The sequence below is a fragment of the Paracoccaceae bacterium genome, assembly GCA_033344815.1.
Lineage (GTDB): Bacteria > Pseudomonadota > Alphaproteobacteria > Rhodobacterales > Rhodobacteraceae > Roseobacter.
The window spans coordinates 4,262,294-4,283,088 of record JAWPMR010000001.1; the positions used below are offsets into that span (position 1 = coordinate 4,262,294).

A 20,795-nucleotide genomic window follows, 5' to 3' on the forward strand; every position below is an offset into this window, starting at 1 on the left:
CGCACCTCAAAGCGAGCGGAGAAAAACGATGGCGTCATTTTCCGAGGCTGATGTGAAACGGACACTGCACGATGTGCGCTGGCCGTTGCGACTGACATACATTGGTATGACCGCAGAAGCGTTTGTGCAAAGCCTCTGGCCCCTTCTGAGCGTCTGCCTGTTTGTGCTCGCGGCGCTGATGTTGGGCGTTCAGGACATGGTCGCCGTTGAGGCGGTGTGGGCCATCGCCGTCGTTGCAGCGTTGGGCGGGATAGCGACGCTGGGATATGCATTCCTGAAATTCAGATTACCCACATGGTCACAGGCGATTGCGCGGCTGGATGCAAGCTTGCCGGGCAGACCGCTGCAGGCGATGACGGATACGCAAACCATTGGTGCGACCGATGACGCATCTTCGGCGGTTTGGCGCGCGCATCAGGCACGTATGGCGGAGCGCGCCGCCACAGCCCAGCCGGTCCCGGCAGATTTGCGCGTTTCAAAGCGTGATCCTTATGCTTTGCGGTATCTCGCCGTACTGGTGTTCGGGATTGCTCTGCTTTTCGGGTCCATTTGGCGCGTGGGGTCAGTTTCCGATATGACCCCCGGTGCTGGTGGGCTGGCCTCTGGACCTGTATGGGAAGGTTGGGCGGAAAGCCCGCGGTATACCGGCAGGCCGACGATTTATCTCAACGATATCCCCGAAGGCGTGCTCAAAGTGCCAGTGGGCAGCCTGATCACCTTACGTCTTTACGGCGAAGTGGGTGCGTTGACCCTGTCGGAAACGGTTTCCGGCCGCACTGAGGTGCCGCCCGCCTCTGATCCAGCGCAGGATTTCACAGTTGTGCAAAATGGCACGGTCGAAATCAGCGGGCCGGGTGGGCGCGTCTGGCAGATCGAAATCATTCCGGATGCCCCGCCGCAAATTGCCGTATTGGATGACCCATCTGCCTCGGCAATGGGGGAGATGACCCTGCCGTTTGAAGCCAGCGATGATTACGGTGTTGAAGCGGGCGAGGCACGTTTCACACTTGACCTTGCTTCTGTCGAGCGGCGCCATGGTTTGAGTATTGATCCCGAAAATCGGCCCGATCTGATTGTGCCACTGCCGACGCCGATTGCGGGCGACCGACATGCGTTTGAGGAAAATCTGATTGAGGATTTCTCTGAACACCCCTGGGCAAACCTGCCGGTGATGGTGCGCCTCTCTGCGCTCGATGGGGCGGAACAGGAGTTTGAGACCGAACCGCGCGAGATGGTTTTGCCGGGACGGCGGTTCTTTGATCCGGTGGCTGCCGCGGTGATCGAACAGCGCCGCGATCTGCTCTGGTCACGTGAAAACAACGGCCGGATCAGCCAGATTTTGCGCGCAACATCTTACATTCCGGAAGATTTGTTCCGCAAGCAGGTGGATGCGTTGCGCCTGCGCAAAGTGATCCGACAGTTGGAAACATTTGCCAAATATGGCTTGAGCGATCAGATGCAAGAAGATCTGAGCGCAGAGATGTGGGACCTCGCGATTATCCTCGAAGAGGGTGATCTGGCGGATGCCGCCGAACGGATGCGCCGCGCGCAGGAACGTTTGAACGAAGCGATCAAGAACGGTGCATCAGACGAAGAAATTGCTGAACTAATGCAGGAACTGCGCCGCGCAACGGAAGATTATTTGCAACAATTGTCCCGTCAAGCGCAGCGTCAGCAGCAAGAGAACGATGAAAACCAGTCCGGCGGCAATGAAAACGGAATGCAGATGACGCAGGACGATCTGCAACGCATGATGGACCGCATTCAGGAGTTGATGGAGCAAGGGCGCATGGCCGAAGCGCAGCAAGCGCTTCAAGAACTTCAGGAAATGATGGAGAATATGCGCGTCACCCAAGGCCAGCAGGGTCAGGGCGGGCAGAGCCCGGGCGAGCAGGCCATGGAAGGGCTTTCCGAGACCTTGCGCGAACAGCAGGGTCTTTCGGATCAAGCCTTTCGGGACCTGCAGGAGCAGTTCAATCCCAACGCACAAGCCGGCGAAAACGAAGGGAATGAAGGTCGCAACGGCGGACAGGGCCGCGGACAGAGCCACGAGGGCCAACAGGGTCAAGGCCAGGGCGGCGGTGAACAACAAGGCGCACAGTCAGGTGATCCATCACAAGGTGAGCAGGGCGGTGATACGCAGGGCTCCATCGCGGATCGTCAACAAGCATTGCGGGATGAATTGCAACGCCAACAAGGCAATTTACCCGGAGCAGGAACGCCTGAAGGTGATGCCGCGCGCGACGCGCTGGACCGGGCAGGACGGGCGATGGATGGCGCCGAGGACGCGCTGCGGGAAAATGATCTGGCCGAAGCCATCGACAATCAGGGGCAAGCCATGGAGGCGCTGCGCGAGGGCATGCGGGCTCTGGGCGAGATGATGGCGGAACAGCAACGCAACCAGCAACCCGGGCAGGGCACGCAACCCTCTGACCAACGTGCGGAGAACCGCGACCCACTGGGGCGCGAGTCGGGTAACTCCGGTGTGGACGGGGATAACAGCCCGCTGGCCCTGAACGATGACGCCTATGGACGCGCGCGCGAACTGCTTGATGAAATCCGTCGCCGTTCGGGTGAAGTCGCGCGCCCCGAGGTGGAACGCGACTACCTGAAACGCCTGCTAGATCGCTTTTAATCAAGAACCACTTGGTGCGATGACCGTGTCAAGCCAGGTGAGGATCGCTTCGATCTGACCGTTGAGCCATGCACGCCCCTGATCGACTGTTGCAACATAAGCGTTGATCCCTGCTTCCGCTTGCGGCAGGGCTTTCGCCACTTGTGGCGACATCACATAGAGCAGTGTCAACACAGCCGCCAGAACGACCATCAGTGTAAAACCGCGGGCAAAACCACGTCGTTCGCGCGCTTCTATTTGTGCAGTTTGTCCCGGATCCTCGTTTGGTGAACGGTCGTTGTTGGACCGCATGGTCGAGTTGATCTCCTGAATATCAGGCAAAAGTGCGCGGCGCGTGCTTGCTACGGCGACGGCCGTTTCATCTGCCGAAGCCCCGGTATTTTCCGGAGCCGGACGGATCATTCTTGCCCGGGCTTTGTCTGCGCGCTTTTTTGTCTCGTCGTCTCTGCTTGTCTCATTCAAGCCAAGGTCAGGTTGCGTCTCCACCGGGCCGGCATTTTCGCTCCTGCGTGCCCGTGCTTCAAGCTGAGCCTCCTCCTGCAAAACACTGGCCACACTGGGATCAAGTGGTTTCCGGCTGGGTATTGGCGGCGTCAAAGCGCTCTCAGAAGTTTGTGAGACTGTCTGTGTCGTCCCTTCAGATGGGTCGACCTTGATGCGACTTGCGTCAGATTCCGACGGTTGCGGGATTTTATCCTGACGTGGCACGGCCAATTCAGGCGGCGATCCCTCACTATCCGCATTGTCTTCCGGAAAGTCCTGATACCAGGTGTGTTCGCAATTCGAACACTGGACGTCCCGTCCGCCCGGCAACATGGCATTGTCAGGTACATCGTATTGCGCATTACAGTTGGGACAAATCAAACGCATATTACGTGGTGCTCCATCGCCAAATCCTCATCCATGGCCCGCTTTGTGGACCATATTGGCACGAAGGTCCTGCGAAAAGCGTTAACTGCGCACAAAGCTGCTAAGTGATGCATTGAAACCAGACGGGCACTCAGGCACAACTGCGCGACGATCAAATCGGGGGCTTTTGTGATTGAGCTGGAAAATGTCGCTTACAGCTATGGCGGCGGCGCGCTTCTGTCTGAAATTTCTTTAAAACTGGCTCCCGGTTCGTTCCATTTTTTGACCGGGCCGTCCGGTGCAGGCAAGACGACCCTGCTCAAGCTGTGTTACGGCGCGCTCTTGCCAACATCGGGTGAGGTCGTGCTTTTTGGCGATGACCTGCGCAGCCTGGAACGCGACGGTATCGCTATGCTCAGGCGGCGGATCGGTGTGGTGCATCAGGACTGTCGTTTTCTGGACCACTTGTCCGTCTCTGAAAACATCGCCTTGCCGCTGAACGTGTCAGGGCGTCAGGATGAGGCCGAAGGCGGTGATCTGAGCGAGCTGATGGCGTGGGTCGGATTGACACATCGCGCGAATGCCTTACCACCCGAGTTGTCCGGGGGGGAGCGCCAGCGCGCCGCTCTGGCGCGTGCCGTGATCATGTCACCAGACGCTGTTTTGGCGGATGAACCGACCGGTAACGTGGATTGGGAAATGTCGCAGCGCCTGCTACGCTTGCTGGTTGAACTGAACAAAATGGGCAAGACCGTTTTGATTGCGACCCATGATCTGAGCCTGATCCGCGCCGCGAAAACCCAAGTGCAGGCACGCGTGCTCAGAATAGCCAATCAGCGGGTTCAACTGGCGGGTGCGGATCTATGAAAATCCAACTCCTCGATTTCAGGCAATTGATGTTTGGTAACCCCCAGAATGACCGCGTTGTGCCGCCATCCGGGTTTACCGCGCAGTTGACCCTATTTACGGCCGGTGCCATGGCTTTTCTGGCGGTGTTTGCCATGGCCTTGTCGCTCGCTTCCGGCAGGTTGGCGGCGCGCTGGGGCGATGAATTGGCGCTCTCCTCAACGATCCGCATTGTCGCGCCGCAAGACCAAAGAGCAGCGCAGACAACCGCGACGCTTCAGATATTGGAGAGCACAGCGGGCGTGGCATTCGCGCGGGCGTTGGACAATGAGGAACAACAGGCCCTGTTGGCACCGTGGTTTGGATCAGAACTGGATCTGAATGCTTTGCCGATCCCGCAATTGATTGAGGTCATCGAAGAAGACCGGGGATTCGACGCGGCCGGATTGCGCCTGCGCCTGGCAGCTGAAGTTCCCGGTGCGGTGCTTGATGATCATACGAGATGGCGCGAACCGTTGATAAATGCGGCCACCAGATTGCGCTTGTTGGGCTGGGTTTCTGCGGTTCTTTTGGCATTGACCACGGCGGCTTTGGTAACGCTGGCGGCCCATGCTGCCTTGGCGGCAAATGCACAGGTCATTGCTGTGCTACGACTTGTCGGGGCAACAGATCACCTCATCGCACAGGCTTTTATCCGCCGGTTCACATTGCGCGCTTTGGGCGGTGCCGCCGTGGGAACAATCCTTGGGTTGGGGGCGGTGCTCTTGATGCCTGCTGCATCCGATCAGGGCGGCTTCCTGACAGGCCTTGGCTTTCAGGGGTGGCACTGGATCTTGCCGATGTTCATTCCCTTGCTCGCCGGCGTCGTTGCATTTCTGGCAACGGGCGCTGCCGCAAACCGCGCACTTAAAAGGCTCGCCTGATGCTTCAATATATTCGTTCTTTTGTCTTCATCGTTCAGATGTATATCGCGATGCCGATCATCGGTCTTGGCTTTGCACCTTGGGCCATGTTCAGCCGCAAAGGCGCTTATGCCGCCTGTAAGACCTATTCACGTTATGTCTTTTGGACGGCACGCTGGATGGTTGGCATAAGGTGCGAAGTGCGCGGCACAATTCCTTCTGGTGATGCGCTGATCGCTGCGAAACACCAATCCTTTCTGGACATCATGATGATTTTTACGGCGCTGCCCGCTGCGAAGTTCATCATGAAGAAAGAGATATTGATGACACCGATCATTGGTCAATACGCCAAACGCCTAGGCTGTGTCGCGGTGGATCGCGGAAAGCGAGGCGCGGCCATTGACAAGATGGTGTCTGATGTGGACGCCGGGCGCGCAGAACCGGGGCAATTGATCATCTATTCCCAAGGCACTCGCGTGGCGCCGGGCGTTAAAATGCCCTATAAGGTGGGAACGGGCGTGCTTTATGAACAACTCGGCCAGCCTTGCATTCCCGTGGCCACGAATGTGGGCGTGTTGTGGCCCAAGCGGGGCATGCTGCGAAAACCGGGCGTGGCCGTAGTGGAATTTTTGCCGACCATGGAACCCGGTATGGGACGCAACGACTTTATGAAAACTCTCGAGGCGTCGGTGGAAGACCGATCGGACGCATTGATGCGCGAGGCTGGTTTTAGAGGTGTGCCGGATGAATGATCGAGTTGAAACGATTGACGCGCTGTTGGAACTCTATGGCACGCCGGGCGCGCCCGCATTGCGCAAAGTTGTCCCGCGTCTGACGCCGCTTTACCGGCAGTGGATTTTGGCGTCTAAATTCTGTGTCCTGAGTACGGTTGGCCCCGCGGGGACAGATGCCAGCCCACGCGGCGATGATGGACCGGTTGTGCAGGAAATGAATCCGGAAACGCTTTTGATGCCTGATTGGCGTGGGAATAACCGATTGGATTCCTTGCGTAATATTGTTGAGGATGGTCGCGTTTCCGTGTTGTTCATGGTGCCAGGCTCGAACACTGTGGTCCGCGTGAACGGAAAAGCATGGCTTTCTGCAAGCGCCGATATGCGCCAACACTTTGGTGATAAAGGCAGGTTGCCTGCCACGGTCATTGTGATTGAGATTGCTGAGATTTACACGCAATGCGCCCGCGCTCTGATACGCTCAGGGATGTGGCGGGACGGAGATCAGTCGGCTCAATTGCCCACCGCCGGTGAGATATTGGCTGAGGCCAGTAACGGCGAAGAAGGCGGCGCTTCTTACGATGCGGGATGGTACGCACGCGCAGAAAAAACCATGTGGTAAGTAGCCGGTGGCCTGAAGCCCACCCTACGGCGCGCACCGTAGGGTGGGCTTCAGGCCACCATGTGTCACATGTGAATTGCGCCGTCGCCACAGGCAAGTGCCGCTTCGCGCACGGCTTCGGAATATGTCGGATGGGCATGACAGGTCATGGCCAGATCCTCAGCGGATGCGCCAAATTCCATTGCCACACATATCTCGTGGATCAGATCGCCTGCCGCCGGGCCGATGATATGTGCGCCCAAAATGCGGTCCGTTGCTTTGTCCGCGAGTATTTTCACAAAACCGTCGCCTGCGAAGTTGGCTTTCGCGCGACCGTTCCCCATGAAGCTGAACTTGCCAACTTTATATGCGCGTCCTTCGTCTTTCAGGGTCTCTTCCGTTGCACCGACGTTGGCAACTTCGGGATGCGTGTAGATGACACCTGGGATGACGCCATAATTGACGTGGCCATGCTTGCCCGCAACCTGTTCGGCGGCTGCCATGCCTTCGTCTTCTGCTTTATGCGCCAGCATCGGGCCTTCGATCACGTCGCCAATGGCATATATGCCTGGCACGTTGGTTTCCCACTTCGCGTTCACCGCAATCTGACCCCGCTGCGTCATGGACACACCCAATGCTTCCAGACCCAGCCCGTCCACATAGGGTTTACGCCCCGTCGCCAGCAAAACCACATCCGCATCAATGGTGTGTTCGCTGTCATCTTTACGCAGCTTATAGGTCACTTTTGCCTTGGTTTTGGTCGCTTCGCTTTTCTGTACAGCCGCCCCCATGACAAATGTAAGGCCCTGTTTTTTCAAAGTTCTCTGGAATGTCTTTTGAATTTCCGCATCCATTCCAGGTGTGATCGCATCAAGGAATTCAACCACAGTGACCTCTGATCCTAAACGCGCATAGACCGACCCCAGTTCCAACCCGATCACGCCTGCGCCGATGACCACCATTTTCTTGGGCACTTTGCCCAATTCCAAAGCGCCAGTGGACGTCACAACGACCTTTTCATCAACCTCAACACCGGGCAAGGAAGACGGCTCCGAGCCAGAAGCAATGATGATGTTCTTGGCGCCGTGCACCTCATCACCAACCTTGACCTTACCCGCCTCAGGAATGGAACCCCACCCTTTCAGCCAGTCCACCTTGTTCTTTTTGAACAGAAATTCGATGCCCTTGGTGTTTTGCTCGATGGTCGTCTGCTTATAAGTAAGCATCTGTTTCCAATCGACGGTTGGGGTTTTACCCTTCAGACCCATGGCCGCAAAATTGTGCTCCGCTTCATGCAGCATGTGGCTGGCATGCAGCAGCGCCTTGGAGGGGATGCAGCCCACATTCAGGCAGGTCCCGCCCAGTGTTTCGCGCCCCTCGACACAGGCGACCTTCAGCCCCAGTTGCGCGCAACGAATGGCGCAGACATAGCCGCCGGGGCCGGAGCCGATGATGATCACGTCATAGTTTGCCATGGGGTTCTCCTTGGTCGTCATTGGGTCGTTTTGTGGTGTACACAAGCTGTGCACCATGCGTACACAGCCTGTACACCGGAAATGTGCATCTTCTCTGAATGTTTTCCCATTCTCACCCCCTCAGACCAGCGCCGCAAGCAACTTTGCGAAGGTCGCGCCAAAGCCGGTGGCCCAGATCAGGGAACGCCACGGCGTCCACCCAAATGCATAGGCCGGGATATAGGCCACGCGCGCAGCCAAATAGACCCAGGCACAGGTCGACGTAAACCGGGTGGATTGATCCGATAGCGTCACCACGAGCACGGCAATGGTAAACAGGATCAGCGCCTCGAAATGGTTGTTCAAGGCTCGGATCAACCGTCCGGTGCGGGATGAGACGAGGTCTTGCAAGTTGCCGCCCAAACGCTCGGGATCGCGCGGGCTGAGTGTTTTGGCGGTGCCGAGTTCCAGATTGGCAGGGATCGCCATCAGCGCAAACTGCACGCCCTGCAACAAGGCTGCCAGCGTCAGGACGATGAGTTCAGGTGTCATCGCGAAAGCTCTTCTGTTTGATCCATGCAGTCGTCCGTAAGCGCCACCCCGGAGTGGTACGCAGGAACAACCGATGTTGTCGCACCGGTTTCTCGGCCATACGAATCCGGCGTGCGAAACACTCCAGAACGGCGATCAAGACAGAAAACCCTGACAGGCGTCGCCCGCCGGTGTCTGAGCGTTGATCGTGACATCATCTGATGGCGTGACTTGCACCGGAAACCGTAAGGATGGTGCATCAGACGACGGGGCAGCGGTGCAAGACATCAGATCAGGATCAAAGTGCGAGCAGATACAGCGTGATCGTGGCGACGATGCCGATCGTCCACGCCAGGCTGCGGACGCCGGTAATGCCAAAGGCATAGGCAGGCAGGTAGATGATCCGCGCGATAAGAAAGGCCTGCGCAGCCAGCAGGGTCTGATTGCTGGTGGTACCCGCGATGATGTGCAGCAGAACAGCAGGCGCAAAAAGCACCATCGCCGTGACAGAATTGTTCAGCGCGCGTTCCAGACGCGAGGCGATGCCGGACACGGTGCGCCCCTCGTCGCGGCTGCCCAGCAAATAGCCCATGCCCAATTGCGTGAGCGCGCCGGTGGCTTGCAAAATGAGGGTCGCGATGACGAGGAGGCCATAAAGGGCCAGGATTTGGATTTCGGTCATGCGCTGCTCCTATTGGGGGTTGGTCTAGGGGGTCGTTGTTTCCTGGGGTGGTTTCTGTGCGGCAATGAGCAACCGGATGTCGCGCACAGCCATCTCCCTTGAATAGTGAAAGAATACCAGACTGAGCGCAATGCCGGGCAGTTGATAAAGCGCGCCGCCATAGGCCCCCAACCACGTCAGCACGATCATTTTGGCGATCCAGGACAGCATTGTGATGGTGAAAAGACCGCAGAAAAATTCGACCTTGTTATCCGTCTTGCGCAGGACCTCGCGCACAAACCCCGTGTCATCATCGCGTGCGGCCAACAGCATTTGCAAACGGCGGGCTTTTTGCGCTTTGGTGACATAGATCGGCGCAATGGTGGTGATCAATTCGCCCATCGCATAGGCGGCAAAGACCGACAGAAACAGGATGATGCCTGCGGCCACATTGGGCAGCGGGTCAACGACATCCTGCGCCCAGCCAGTGATTGAAAAACTGTCGCGGTTGTTGAGATCACCCGCGACCTCGATGCCCGCATAAATCCCGATGAACCCGATGGAAATGACCGAGAAAACTCGGGGCCATTCCTTTGGGATTGAATCGAGAAGCTGGGACATCTGAGTGGGTCCGGTTGGAGAGACGGAAGGGTTAAAGGGGAGTTTGCACGACCTGCGGCGCTGTGGCTAGGGAACAATTATGCGGCGTTCGGTACGTGACTCAAATGATGCGGATTCTCGGGAGTTGCAAAGATATGGCCAGAAGAGTTAGGAGACGATTGCGGGCGAGGGTTTCGAATTCGGTTACTGTTGGCCTCTTTGGGTTTCTTTTCAGCGTTGTGAGGTCAAGCGATGCTGCTCCGGGAGCTTTTGCGGTTCACTAAAGCGTCTGTATTCTGGATTAGTCTTTCTCTTGCCTCTCTACTGCGCCCCTCTGCCGAACTCGGAGCTAGAGCGATTGGAATCGAAAATTTGACCCTGCTTATTTCTTCGTTTGATCGTAGATGATCTCCGCGGGCGCCGGCTTCCATAGATAGTATTTTTAGGCCCGCTTTACCTCCGCCCGAGGTCTCATTTGTCGCAGTGACCGCTACATCGAATTCTACCGATTCAACACGGCGATATGTGTGGTCAATACTGCCTTCTTCGAACAAATCGCGTTCACTGTTGGAAACGGGGGGATTAATCAGGATACCCATTTCGTCGTATTCTGATTGTAATTCCGCAGTGGCGTCGACAATGCCGCTAATCGTTTCTTTTATAAACTCTTTTAGGTCCATGCAGTGCTCACAATTCGATAGTTTTGACTCGGCAGCACCGGGCAGCAACCGGCTCTCTTCGCGGGAGTGCACTTTGTACCGACCCAGGGTCGGGCGCTGCCCTATGTTGTTTTCGTGACAACGGACTACAAATCCATCAGCAACCGGCGCGGATCCTCCAGGGCTTCCTTGATGCGCACGAGGAACGTCACCGCCCCTTTGCCGTCCACAATCCGGTGGTCATAGGAGAGTGCCAGATACATCATCGGGCGGATCACGACCTGACCCTTGATCGCCATCGGGCGGTCCTGAATTTTATGCATGCCCAGAATGCCCGATTGCGGGGGGTTCAGGATGGGTGAGGACATCAGCGAGCCATAAACCCCGCCATTGGAAATCGTAAACGTCCCGCCCTGCATTTCGGCCATCGACAGCTTGCCATCCCGCGCGCGCGCGCCTTTTTCGGCAATCGCCTTTTCGATATCGGCAAACCCCATCGCATCCGCATCCCGGATGACCGGCACCACGAGGCCCGTGGGGGTGCCGGCGGCAATGCCCATATGCACGAAGTTTTTATAGACGATATCGGTGCCGTCGATCTCCGCGTTCACCTCTGGCACCTCACGCAGCGCATGTACGCAGGCCTTGGTGAAGAAGGACATAAAGCCCAGTTTCACGCCGTGTTTTTTCAGGAACAGGTCTTTGTATTCATTCCGCAGGGCCATCACCTCGGTCATGTCGACCTCATTGTAGGTGGTGAGCATGGCGGCGGTGTTCTGGCTGTCCTTGAGGCGCTTGGCGATGGTCTGGCGCAGACGGGTCATCTTGACCCGCTCCTCACGGCTGGCATCATCCGCAGCCACAGGCGCGCGCGGCGCGGCAGCGGGGGCCGCCGGGGTCGCGGCAGCCGCAGCAATAGCGCTGGCGACATCCTCTTTCATGGCGCGCCCGTCGCGACCGGTGCCGGTGACCTGATCGCGGCTGATCCCGGCCTCGGCCATGGCCTTTTTGGCTGACGGGGCGTCTTCAACGTCCGATCCACCGCTGGCGGCGGCAGGGGCGGGTGCCGGTACGGCCGGGGCCGTCGCAGCAGCAGCGCCCGCACCCGCGCTCAGGGTCGCAAGTTTGCCGCCCGCATCCACGGTGCTGCCTTCCGGTGCGAGGATTTCGGTGATCGTGCCCGCAGCCGGGGCGGGTACCTCGACGCTGACCTTATCCGTCTCCAATTCACACAGCATTTCGTCCTGTGCGACGCTGTCACCCACGGCTTTGAACCACGTGCTGACCGTCGCCTCGGTGACGCTTTCGCCCAGAGTTGGAACCATGACATCAACCGATCCGCCAGCAGCGGCCGGAGCCGGGGCTGCGTCTGCGGGTTCTGCCGCAGCAGGCGCTGGTTTTGCCCCGGCGCCCCCCTCGGCGATATTTGCCAAAAGCGCGTCAACGCCCACGGTGTCGCCTTCGCCTGCCACGATTTCATCCAAGGTACCTGCCACCGGGCTTGGAACCTCCACGGTCACCTTGTCGGTTTCCAATTCACACAGCATTTCATCAACGCTCACGGTATCGCCCGGTTTCTTGAACCAAGTGGCGACGGTCGCCTCTGTCACGGATTCGCCCAACGTGGGGACGCGCACTTCGGTGGTCATGTCTCTGTTCCTTCGCCGATTATTTCGAGATCGTCAGCGCGTCATTCACGAGCGCTGCTTGTTGTGCTTTGTGCTGAGAGGCCAACCCCGTTGCGGGGGAGGCGGAAGTGGGGCGGCCCACATAAAGGGGGCGCGGGTGTTTCGCACTGATCCGTCCCAGAACCCATTCGATATTGGGTTCAATGAAAGTCCAGGCCCCTTGGTTTTTGGGTTCTTCCTGACACCAGACGACTTCGGCCTGCTTGAAACGTTCCAATTCCTTGACGGCTGATTGCGCCGGGAAGGGATAGAATTGCTCCACCCGCAGCAGATAAACATCGTCGATGCCGCGCGCGTCACGTTCCTCAAGCAGGTCGTAATAGACCTTGCCCGAACACATGACCACGCGTTTGATTTTCTTGTCAGCGACCAGTTTCGTATCAGAATTGCCCTGTTGCGCATCATCCCACATCAGACGGTGGAAGGAGGAACCGGTGGTGAATTCCTCGGCCTTGCTGACCGCAAGCTTGTGGCGCAGTAGCGATTTCGGCGTCATCAGGATTAGCGGTTTGCGGAACGACCTATGGATCTGGCGGCGCAGGATGTGGAAGTAATTGGCCGGCGTCGTGCAATTGGCCACAATCCAGTTATCCTGGCCACACATCTGCAAGAACCGCTCCAACCGCGCAGAGGAGTGCTCCGGTCCCTGACCTTCAAACCCATGCGGCAACAGGCACACAAGTCCGGACATGCGCAGCCATTTGCTTTCACCCGAACTGATGAACTGGTCAAACATGATCTGCGCGCCATTGGCAAAATCACCAAACTGGGCCTCCCAAAGGGTCAGCGCATTGGGTTCGGCCAGCGAATAGCCATATTCAAACCCCAGAACCGCATATTCAGAAAGCATCGAGTCAATGACTTCATAATGCGCCTGACCCGGTTTGATGTTGTTGAGCGGGTAATAGCGTTCTTCGGTTTCCTGATTGACCAGCCCGGAGTGGCGCTGGCTGAAGGTCCCGCGTGTTGAATCCTGCCCGGCCAGTCGCACCGGAAACCCTTCGGTCAGCAACGAACCAAAAGCCATGGCCTCGGCAGTGGCCCAGTCAATGCCATCACCTGCATCAAACATCGCCTTCTTGGTTTCCAGCAACCGACCCACGGTCTTATGCAGGGGGAAGCCCTCAGGCAAGGTCGACAAAGCCTTGCCGACTTCCTTGAACGTCCCCTTGGCAATCGCCGTCTTGCCGCGTTGATACTTGGCCTCTTGTTTGTCCAGATGGGACCACTTGCCATCCAGCCAATCCGCTTTGTTGGGACGGTATTCCTTGCCGGCTTCAAATTCCTCGCTCAGATGCGCCTGAAACGCGGCTTTCATGTCCTCGATCTCGCCCTCGGGGATCAAACCATCGCGCACGAGGCGTTCGGTATAAAGGCTGAGAGTTGTTTTCTGGCCCTTGATCTTTTTGTACATCACAGGGTTGGTGAACATCGGCTCGTCGCCTTCGTTGTGACCAAACCGGCGATAGCAGAAGATATCAATCACCACGTCCTTGTTGAACTTCTGGCGGAACTCGGTGGCGACCTTGGCCGCATGCACAACCGCCTCCGGATCATCCCCGTTCACGTGGAAAATCGGTGCCTCAACGACCAGAGCGTTGTCCGTCGGGTAGGGCGAGGAGCGCGAAAAATGCGGCGCGGTGGTGAAACCGATCTGGTTATTGACCACGATATGCATCGTGCCGCCCGCCTTGTGGCCGCGCAATCCCGAGAGCGCAAAACACTCCGCCACGACACCCTGTCCGGCAAAGGCCGCATCGCCGTGCAGCAGGATCGGCATGGCGCTGGTGCGCGCATCATCGTTGTTTTGATCCTGCTTGGCACGGACCTTGCCGATCACGACGGGGTTTACCGCCTCAAGGTGGCTGGGGTTGGCGGTGAGGCTGAGGTGCACGGAATTGCCGTCAAATTCGCGGTCACTGGAAGCCCCGAGGTGGTATTTCACATCGCCCGATCCATCCACATCCTCGGGTTTGAACGAACCGCCCTGGAATTCGTTGAAGATCGCCTTGTAGGGTTTCATCATGACATTTGCCAGCACCGACAGACGCCCGCGGTGGGGCATGCCGATCACGATGTCGCGCACCCCCAAGGCACCGCCGCGCTTGATGATCTGCTCCATCGCCGGGACGAGGCTTTCGCCACCATCCAGGCCAAAGCGTTTGGTGCCCATGTATTTCACATGCAGGAATTTCTCAAAGCCCTCGGCTTCGACCAGCTTGCTCAGGATCGCCTTGCGGCCCTCGCGGCTGAACTGGATTTCCTTGCCAAAGCCCTCAATGCGTTCCTTGAGCCACCCGGCCTCTTCGGGGTTGGAAATATGCATGTATTGTAGCGCAAAGGTGCCGCAATAGGTGCGTTTCACAATGGAGAGGATCTCGCGCATTGAGGCGGTTTCCAGCCCAAGCACCTTGTCGATGAAAATGGGGCGGTCCATGTCGGCCTCGGTAAACCCGTAGGATTTCGGGTCCAGTTCCGGGTGCGGCGTCATCTCGCGCATGCCCAGCGGATCCAGATCCGCCACCAGATGGCCCCGGATGCGGTAGGCGCGGATGATCATCAACGCGCGGATAGAATCCAGCACGGCGCGTTTGATCTGATCATCGGATACCTCGACGCCCTGTTCGGCGGCCTTGGCTTTGATCTTTTGGCCCGCGCCTTTGACTTCGGCCTCGGGCGCCCATTCCCCTGTCAGGGCCTGCGTCATTTCATCGGCGGGCTGGGGGGGCCAATCATTGCGCGCCCAGCTGGGTCCTTCAGCCTCGCGTTTGACCGAGACCTCATCATCGCCCATGGCTTTGAAAAACGCTTGCCATGCCTCGTCAACTGCATGGGGATCACTGGCATAGCGCGCATACATCTGTTCGAGGTATTCCGCATTGTGCCCCTGCATGAAGGAAGAGGCGTGGAACTGGTCGTTTTGGGGATGGTCGGTCATTGAGGTACCTCATGTGGGTTGGGACCGTATTGATTGGTGCGGGGATATGATGGGGCCACCCAGAGAAATCGTGTGGCAAGAGTGGCGACGCTGCCGAAAATGAAACAGACGGCGCAGCCTTGCAGGGCAACTTTGCCGAGTTCAAAATGGAGCAGCATAAATGGTGAAAATGACATAAAAACGAAGCCGACGCCGCACAAACTACCCGGCGTACTTTGGTCGGCGTACGGATTGGACGGTAAAATGCGGAAAGGATTTTTCGGCGCAATGTGTAACGGAAGAGTATCACGGTGCCTTTTTGTCGCGACATTGTAGACAGAAAAAAAGGTCAAGCCCATGCATAAAAAGTACAGGTTGGATGAGATCAATGGTGGAACAAGGAATGGTAGCGCACTGGCTACGACAAGAATGGCCACATTGGCAAAATAAGCCGTCCTGAATCTTTCTGCGGACATCCGCCCGCGTCTTGAAAACAGGTCTGCCAGCAAGGCATTCGCTCTACTCATAATGAAATTCATTTTGGAATAGCTTGTAAGGGTCATTTGCAAAGACCCCCCGTCCGTCTGCGAGGCAGGGCAGCGCCCGAACCGCTTCGTTTTGCCAAAGGCGAACCTACCGATTGAAGGGGTGAGCGCATTGCTTTCCTCCCCTCGGGGTGGGCCTGCGTCATCTCATCGCCCGGTTGGGACGGCCAATCCGCGCGCGCCCAGTTGCGTCCGTCAGCCTCGCGTTTGACCGAGATCTCATCCTCCCCCATGGCTCTGAAAAACACCTGCCACGCGACATCCACCGCATAGGGGGCATTCGCAGAGCGCGCAAACATCTGATCGAGGTTTTCCGCGTTGTGCCCTTGCACGCAAGAGGAGGCGTGGAACCGGTCAATTTGGGGATGGTCGGTCATTGGGGCACCACATTTTTCATCGACTGCCCCGTACTTACGTGGGCGATGTAGGGGAAGTCGGTTTCGGTCAATTGCGAGATTTCATCATTCTTAAGAAGGCTCATATTGAGCTGACGCTTGATTCCGGCCGTATCGAATTGTTGTGGTTTCAAAAATACGACTGGTGGCATGCTGTCATTCAGGAGGTTTTGGTGCAGCGGTTGGAGCGACTTCTCAGCAAGTACTGGAAGAACAACAAACTCACAGGAAAGATGCGCGCCTGCCGGGTAAGTTTGCACGCCCGCTTCTAGAAAGCCGTTCATTTCGGCATGCTCGAAGAAAAACTGCAATGATTGGGAGTCTTCGATGGGTACCAGACGTCGCACTCCGCCTGCACCCTTTAATGCAAGTTCCCAAGCCGCTTGCCATCTGACTGCCGAAGCTTTTCCAAACGCCATGCTTTGGATCAGACGGATAGCGGCCCAGTTGTGCAAATGTTCTTCAGTGAGATCGGCGTTCGCAACACGCTGCCATCCGAGTAAAGATAGGCTACTTGAAAGAGAGTCGGCGCTGAACTCGCTTGTCAGACAGGTTTGGATTGTCTGCTCGGCCTTATCCGGCGTGCTTTGAGCCTGAACAATAGAGCCAAACGCGATCAATGCCGCCGCCATGCTAAATTTCTTGGCTACGTTGCGAAAATGGACACCCCGTGGCTCCGCCCGTTCGCCGTTCGAAAGCGCCATTGGCGCTTTCGCCTCGCTTATGCTCGGGTCGCGGCTCACCCCTTCTCAATCGCCTCTTTTACGGCTTCGCCCAGGGTCGCGGGGCTGTCAGCGACCACGATGCCAGCGGCGCGCATGGCGTCGATCTTATCCTCGGCACCACCTTTGCCGCCCGCAACAATCGCGCCCGCGTGGCCCATGCGGCGGCCCGGAGGGGCCGTGCGACCGGCGATAAAACCAGCGGTCGGCTTCCAGCGCCCCTTTTTCTTTTCATCTGCCAAGAACTGTGCCGCGTCTTCCTCGGCGGAGCCGCCGATTTCACCAATCATGATAATGCTTTGCGTCTCATCATCGGCCAAAAACATTTCCAACACGTCAATGTGTTCGGTGCCCTTGATCGGATCCCCGCCAATGCCCACAGCCGTCGATTGGCCATAGCCCAGATCGGTCGTCTGTTTCACCGCCTCATAGGTCAGCGTGCCGGAGCGCGAGACCACACCGCAGGAGCCGCGTTTGTGAATGTGACCGGGCATGATGCCGATTTTACACGCATCGGGCGTGATCACACCGGGGCAGTTCGGCCCGACCAGACGGGATTTGGACCCTTCAAGCGCGCGCTGCACCTTCATCATGTCCAGCACCGGGATGCCTTCGGTGATGCAGACGATCAGTTCCATTTCCGCGTCAATCGCCTCCAGGATCGAATCCGCCGCAAAAGGGGGCGGCACATAGATCACGGAGGCATTGGCCTCTGTCACGTGCTTGGCTTCATGCACAGAGTTGAACACCGGCAGGTCCAGATGGGTTTGCCCGCCCTTGCCGGGGGTCACGCCGCCAACCATTTTGGTGCCATAGGCAATCGCCTGCTCGGTGTGGAAGGTTCCCTGCGAGCCGGTGAGCCCCTGACAGATGACTTTGGTGTTTTCGTCGATGAGGACGGCCATGATAGATCCTTTTTATTTATACGCGGTATGAACTGTAGAGAGAGCTGGTGCCATTATCGACACAGCCTGTTTGGTTGGGCGTGGGGTCGAGCGTTGCCGCCCCGACCACATGCCCGATAGGGTTTGCAGGGTCTTCGTAACGCACGCAGAGCGCCGGTTGACCGGTTGCAGGATCAACTGCACCCTGATCTGCGATGCGCACATAGGAGGGGAAAAGACGCGGGATGATCGCATCCAGCATCTGTGACATACCCGTGACGCCAAGATGCCGGGTTTCAACAAAACAATGCTGCGGCATTTCACCATAGTAAAGTTCCGCGGTGACAGTTTGGGCGGGGGCCGTGAAGACATGGGTCGTGTCAGCATTGGTTGTGCTGCGCTCGACGGTTTCAGCAAAACCGGAGGCGCGAAAGGCACCCGCCCGCGCGGCGCCGCTCGGATGCTCCTGCAGGCAGAGCTGCACGGCAATGCTGGTGTTGGTCCAGACGGCCTCGTCAAAGCTTTGCGCGGTGAGAGGCGCGGGGATCAGACATGCGGCCATGAGCGCGGGTCGGACGTTCATCATACGGCCTCCTTGCGCAGAAGCACGGTGATGTTGTCATCCACGGGAAGCGCGATCTTGTTGACCAGTTCGGATGTGAACCCAGCGCGGCGACAGATATCTTTGAGTGTGTTCAGCGTGAAATAATTGACGTGATCGGGATAGCGAAAGCCGCACCATTTGGGCCCGATGAAGCGGCGATTAAGCGAGCCGAAATTGGGCACGCGGATGTAGACAGCACCACTGTCCTTGAGCGCCCGATGCGCGCCTTTCAGCACGGTCATGGCGTCGGTTTCATGCTCCAGATAGGAGTTCATGACGATGCCGTCGAAGTGCTGTTCCGGGAATTCCCAGATCGCTTCGGCCCCCGCGCCATGTTGGCAATACCCCCCCTGCGCGCGCATGAAGCTATCCGCCTGTGCATGCAATTGCGTTGAAAGTTCAATACCATAGGGCGTCATTGGTGGCTGGATCCGGTGGCCCAGACCGCAGCCCACATCCAGCACATGACCGTCGTTGAACCACTGACGGTATTTGTCATGCTTGCTGCGATGGGTCAGGCCCAGTTTCTTGCGTAACGACCTAATGGCAGGGCTGAGCGAGGTCGATCCTTTGGTGGTCGTTTTCTTGACCTCATAGGTTTTTTCCCAAGCGAAATCTTCTTCCAGCGCTTCGTAAGCAACGGGATTTTGCAGATAGGTCATGTCACATGCGGTGCAGCGCACCACGTCCCAGTTTGCCGGCGAATACTGCGGCCAAGGTGCGGTTCCCGTGGCGGTGCAGCAAGGGCAGGCGCGCAGCGTTGTATCCAACATTTCAGCGCTCCTCCCAACCCACAGGCAGTCGGTCAACCGCCATAAAAGTCTGTTCGTCCCGGATGCCAACATGCACCACAGCGACACGCTTGCGCAGCAGTTCACGCCCCTCGATCAAGGCCGTGCCTATTTCAGGCACATGAGTTGCGGGCAGATCAATGGCCTGTCCAAAAACCGGCGGCGTGGCCATTTGTTTGCGCAGCGCGGTGATGGCGTCGCGCGTGTGATCACCTTTGAACGCAACCTCGCAGCGGCGTTCGATTGTGGCGGGCGCGCTGGGCGCAGGTTCCAATGTGAAATCCCAAAAGGTCAGATCAAAGGGCAGCGGTGATCCGGCTTGCGCCTCCATACGCGTCCGCGCTTGCGCCGCGGTTTGACCAGCTTTGAAACAGACTGAATTGAACGCGGTGATGGCGGCATCCGACGCGGTCTGGGCCAGCGCAGGCCATGCCATGACACACCATATGAATGCCGCGCGGATCATGTATTTGGCCGATAGAGAATGATGGCATAGCGATACCAGCCAAAGCTTTCGGTGCGTTCGGTGGCAATCAGGGCAGGGGGATCAGAAGGGACCGACCAGGCCTGTTCGATGTCATCGCCCAGAGCTTTGGGGTCAATGGCGCGGGCCGTTGGATAGGTTTTGGCCACGTAGTTCTGAAACCGCGTGGTCTGGCCTGTGCGCGAGTCCGCCTGCACCAGACACATTTTGGAGGATATGGCCACCGCCGGTCTTTCGTTATCGATCACATAGGCCTTGATGCCGGGCACTTCCTGCGGCAGCGGCACATAACCCGCCGCGCGTATCTTGGCCTCAGAGGCTTTGGCATCACGCGGCCCGTTTGTGCAATAGCGATCAAAGGCTTGCGTCATCTGGTATGGCTCGCTCTTGGGCACCAGATTGACCCGCCACATGTTGCGCAGTTCTGCTGTGTCAGGGGAGACGTTTTGGGAGGAGCAGGCGGTGAGGGTGAGCGCTGCAAGTAATGAAAAGGTCTGATAAATTGCGGCCGGGCTCACAAGGAAACCTCCGCTGGCTGCTCGCTACGATACTCGGTCCAATATCGCGTCATCAGTTCGATCAATGATGTGCCGCGAATTTCCAATTGGCTTGCGGACACAAGAACAAAGCGGTTTCCGTTGATACGGGATGGTTTATTCCATTTCCATCGGGGCCACGGTTGCCTTAGAGATGTTTCGCCTTGCGCGGAGACATGTACACGCGCAAAGATCAATCTTGTTGTCCAAAACCCACTGATATAGCTTGTACTGGTCTCTTCGATCTTGCAGACCGCATCCCAACGTACTTTCAGCGGACCCAAGTAACTGTTCATGGTGAAGCCTGTTTCGTCAAGCTCCAATGGGTACTTTGGAACTGCGCAGTAGAGCAGGTAGGGGACGGCGAACATAAGGGTCCACACGACGGGAAAACCAAACAATGAGCGCATATCCGTCGTGCTCTCAATATCATAAGCAAAAATTGCGGCGATCCCAAAAAGCGTCATGACCAAACCCATGACCATACCGCCGAACATCAAGGTTGGGGCTTTAATGGCCTTGTGGATGCGCATGTGTTGTTCGGTTGGTATTGGATCGTGGATCATCATTGTAAGTTCGGAACTTGCCTATAGCCGGGCATAGGGTTCTTTCCGACGGATCGGCGGATCAGATGATTGCCCTCAACACCCTGCCAGGCCTCCGCCGGTGATTGAGCTAAAAGGTCCCCCGGACCTTTTCTAATAAGCCCGCCCCCGGGCTCCGCCCGTTCGCGGCTCGAACGCTCCACTGGAGCGTTCGC

At 57.5% G+C, this 20,795-nt stretch carries 22 protein-coding genes; 5 read left to right on the plus strand and 17 right to left on the minus strand.

The genetic code is table 11. The features are described 5' to 3' along the window. Positions 1–28 precede the first annotated feature (28 nt). Positions 29–2,635: a TIGR02302 family protein gene (locus tag R8G34_19770; protein MDW3225094.1), complete on the plus strand. Its 2,607-nt coding sequence runs from the start codon at positions 29–31 to the stop codon at positions 2,633–2,635. On the opposite strand, the gene R8G34_19775 is transcribed toward R8G34_19770, so the two are convergent. Beyond that, positions 2,636–3,505, minus strand: a complete 870-nt coding sequence (locus R8G34_19775; GenBank protein MDW3225095.1) for a zinc-ribbon domain-containing protein — start codon at positions 3,503–3,505, stop codon at positions 2,636–2,638. It lies immediately after the preceding gene. A 168-nt stretch (positions 3,506–3,673) separates the two neighbouring features. On the opposite strand from R8G34_19775, the gene R8G34_19780 reads away from it, so the two are divergent. From R8G34_19780 to R8G34_19795, 4 genes are read left to right on the plus strand one after another with little or no spacing between them, the layout of a single operon-like run. Next, positions 3,674–4,351: an ATP-binding cassette domain-containing protein gene (locus tag R8G34_19780; protein MDW3225096.1), complete on the plus strand. Its 678-nt coding sequence runs from the start codon at positions 3,674–3,676 to the stop codon at positions 4,349–4,351. Beyond that, positions 4,348–5,253: an FtsX-like permease family protein gene (locus tag R8G34_19785; protein ID MDW3225097.1), complete on the plus strand. Its 906-nt coding sequence runs from the start codon at positions 4,348–4,350 to the stop codon at positions 5,251–5,253. Before R8G34_19780 ends, R8G34_19785 begins: the two co-directional genes overlap by 4 nt. Then, positions 5,253–5,984 (plus strand): lysophospholipid acyltransferase family protein, encoded by a 732-nt coding sequence (locus R8G34_19790; GenBank protein ID MDW3225098.1) that lies wholly within the window; start codon positions 5,253–5,255, stop codon positions 5,982–5,984. Before R8G34_19785 ends, R8G34_19790 begins: the two co-directional genes overlap by 1 nt. Next, the gene (locus R8G34_19795; GenBank protein MDW3225099.1) at positions 5,977–6,585 is read left to right on the plus strand and encodes a pyridoxamine 5'-phosphate oxidase family protein; all 609 of its coding nucleotides are present in this window, start codon (positions 5,977–5,979) and stop codon (positions 6,583–6,585) included. Before R8G34_19790 ends, R8G34_19795 begins: the two co-directional genes overlap by 8 nt. Positions 6,586–6,650: 65 nt before the next feature. On the opposite strand, the gene lpdA is transcribed toward R8G34_19795, so the two are convergent. The 16 genes from lpdA to R8G34_19875 all read right to left on the minus strand — a co-directional run bounded on the left by lpdA (position 6,651) and on the right by R8G34_19875 (position 20,601). Continuing rightward, on the minus strand, positions 6,651–8,039 hold the full coding sequence (gene lpdA / locus R8G34_19800) for a dihydrolipoyl dehydrogenase (protein MDW3225100.1): 1,389 nt from the start codon (positions 8,037–8,039) through the stop codon (positions 6,651–6,653). 120 nt (positions 8,040–8,159) lie between these two features. Continuing rightward, positions 8,160–8,570, minus strand: a complete 411-nt coding sequence (locus R8G34_19805) for an MAPEG family protein (protein MDW3225101.1) — start codon at positions 8,568–8,570, stop codon at positions 8,160–8,162. Between the two features lie 277 nt (positions 8,571–8,847). Next, positions 8,848–9,231 (minus strand): MAPEG family protein, encoded by a 384-nt coding sequence (locus R8G34_19810; protein MDW3225102.1) that lies wholly within the window; start codon positions 9,229–9,231, stop codon positions 8,848–8,850. A gap of 24 nt (positions 9,232–9,255) precedes the next feature. Next, positions 9,256–9,831 carry a hypothetical protein gene (locus tag R8G34_19815; GenBank protein MDW3225103.1) on the minus strand — a complete coding sequence of 192 codons (576 nt, stop codon included), beginning with the start codon at positions 9,829–9,831 and terminating at the stop codon, positions 9,256–9,258. A 224-nt stretch (positions 9,832–10,055) separates the two neighbouring features. Continuing rightward, positions 10,056–10,490, minus strand: a complete 435-nt coding sequence (locus R8G34_19820; protein ID MDW3225104.1) for a trypco2 family protein — start codon at positions 10,488–10,490, stop codon at positions 10,056–10,058. 125 nt (positions 10,491–10,615) lie between these two features. Beyond that, positions 10,616–12,118 (minus strand): 2-oxoglutarate dehydrogenase complex dihydrolipoyllysine-residue succinyltransferase, encoded by a 1,503-nt coding sequence (gene odhB, locus R8G34_19825; GenBank protein ID MDW3225105.1) that lies wholly within the window; start codon positions 12,116–12,118, stop codon positions 10,616–10,618. 19 nt (positions 12,119–12,137) lie between these two features. Then, on the minus strand, positions 12,138–15,095 hold the full coding sequence (locus tag R8G34_19830) for a 2-oxoglutarate dehydrogenase E1 component (protein MDW3225106.1): 2,958 nt from the start codon (positions 15,093–15,095) through the stop codon (positions 12,138–12,140). Beyond that, positions 15,092–15,613 (minus strand): hypothetical protein, encoded by a 522-nt coding sequence (locus R8G34_19835; GenBank protein ID MDW3225107.1) that lies wholly within the window; start codon positions 15,611–15,613, stop codon positions 15,092–15,094. The genes R8G34_19830 and R8G34_19835 overlap by 4 nt, the downstream gene beginning before the upstream one ends. 20 nt (positions 15,614–15,633) lie before the next feature. Further along, positions 15,634–15,996, minus strand: a complete 363-nt coding sequence (locus tag R8G34_19840; protein ID MDW3225108.1) for a hypothetical protein — start codon at positions 15,994–15,996, stop codon at positions 15,634–15,636. Beyond that, a complete protein-coding gene (locus R8G34_19845; protein ID MDW3225109.1) occupies positions 15,993–16,718 on the minus strand; it encodes a hypothetical protein in 726 nt (241 codons plus the stop codon). The genes R8G34_19840 and R8G34_19845 overlap by 4 nt, the downstream gene beginning before the upstream one ends. A 35-nt stretch (positions 16,719–16,753) precedes the next feature. Continuing rightward, positions 16,754–17,641 carry a succinate--CoA ligase subunit alpha gene (gene sucD, locus R8G34_19850; GenBank protein MDW3225110.1) on the minus strand — a complete coding sequence of 296 codons (888 nt, stop codon included), beginning with the start codon at positions 17,639–17,641 and terminating at the stop codon, positions 16,754–16,756. A 16-nt stretch (positions 17,642–17,657) separates the two neighbouring features. Beyond that, on the minus strand, positions 17,658–18,203 hold the full coding sequence (locus R8G34_19855; protein ID MDW3225111.1) for a hypothetical protein: 546 nt from the start codon (positions 18,201–18,203) through the stop codon (positions 17,658–17,660). Beyond that, the gene (locus R8G34_19860) at positions 18,203–18,997 is read right to left on the minus strand and encodes a class I SAM-dependent methyltransferase (GenBank protein ID MDW3225112.1); all 795 of its coding nucleotides are present in this window, start codon (positions 18,995–18,997) and stop codon (positions 18,203–18,205) included. Before R8G34_19860 ends, R8G34_19855 begins: the two co-directional genes overlap by 1 nt. 1 nt (position 18,998) lies before the next feature. Then, positions 18,999–19,481: a hypothetical protein gene (locus R8G34_19865; protein MDW3225113.1), complete on the minus strand. Its 483-nt coding sequence runs from the start codon at positions 19,479–19,481 to the stop codon at positions 18,999–19,001. Then, positions 19,478–20,017 (minus strand): hypothetical protein, encoded by a 540-nt coding sequence (locus R8G34_19870; GenBank protein MDW3225114.1) that lies wholly within the window; start codon positions 20,015–20,017, stop codon positions 19,478–19,480. The genes R8G34_19865 and R8G34_19870 overlap by 4 nt, the downstream gene beginning before the upstream one ends. Beyond that, positions 20,014–20,601 carry a hypothetical protein gene (locus R8G34_19875; protein ID MDW3225115.1) on the minus strand — a complete coding sequence of 196 codons (588 nt, stop codon included), beginning with the start codon at positions 20,599–20,601 and terminating at the stop codon, positions 20,014–20,016. The genes R8G34_19870 and R8G34_19875 overlap by 4 nt, the downstream gene beginning before the upstream one ends. Positions 20,602–20,795: the final 194 nt, after the last annotated feature.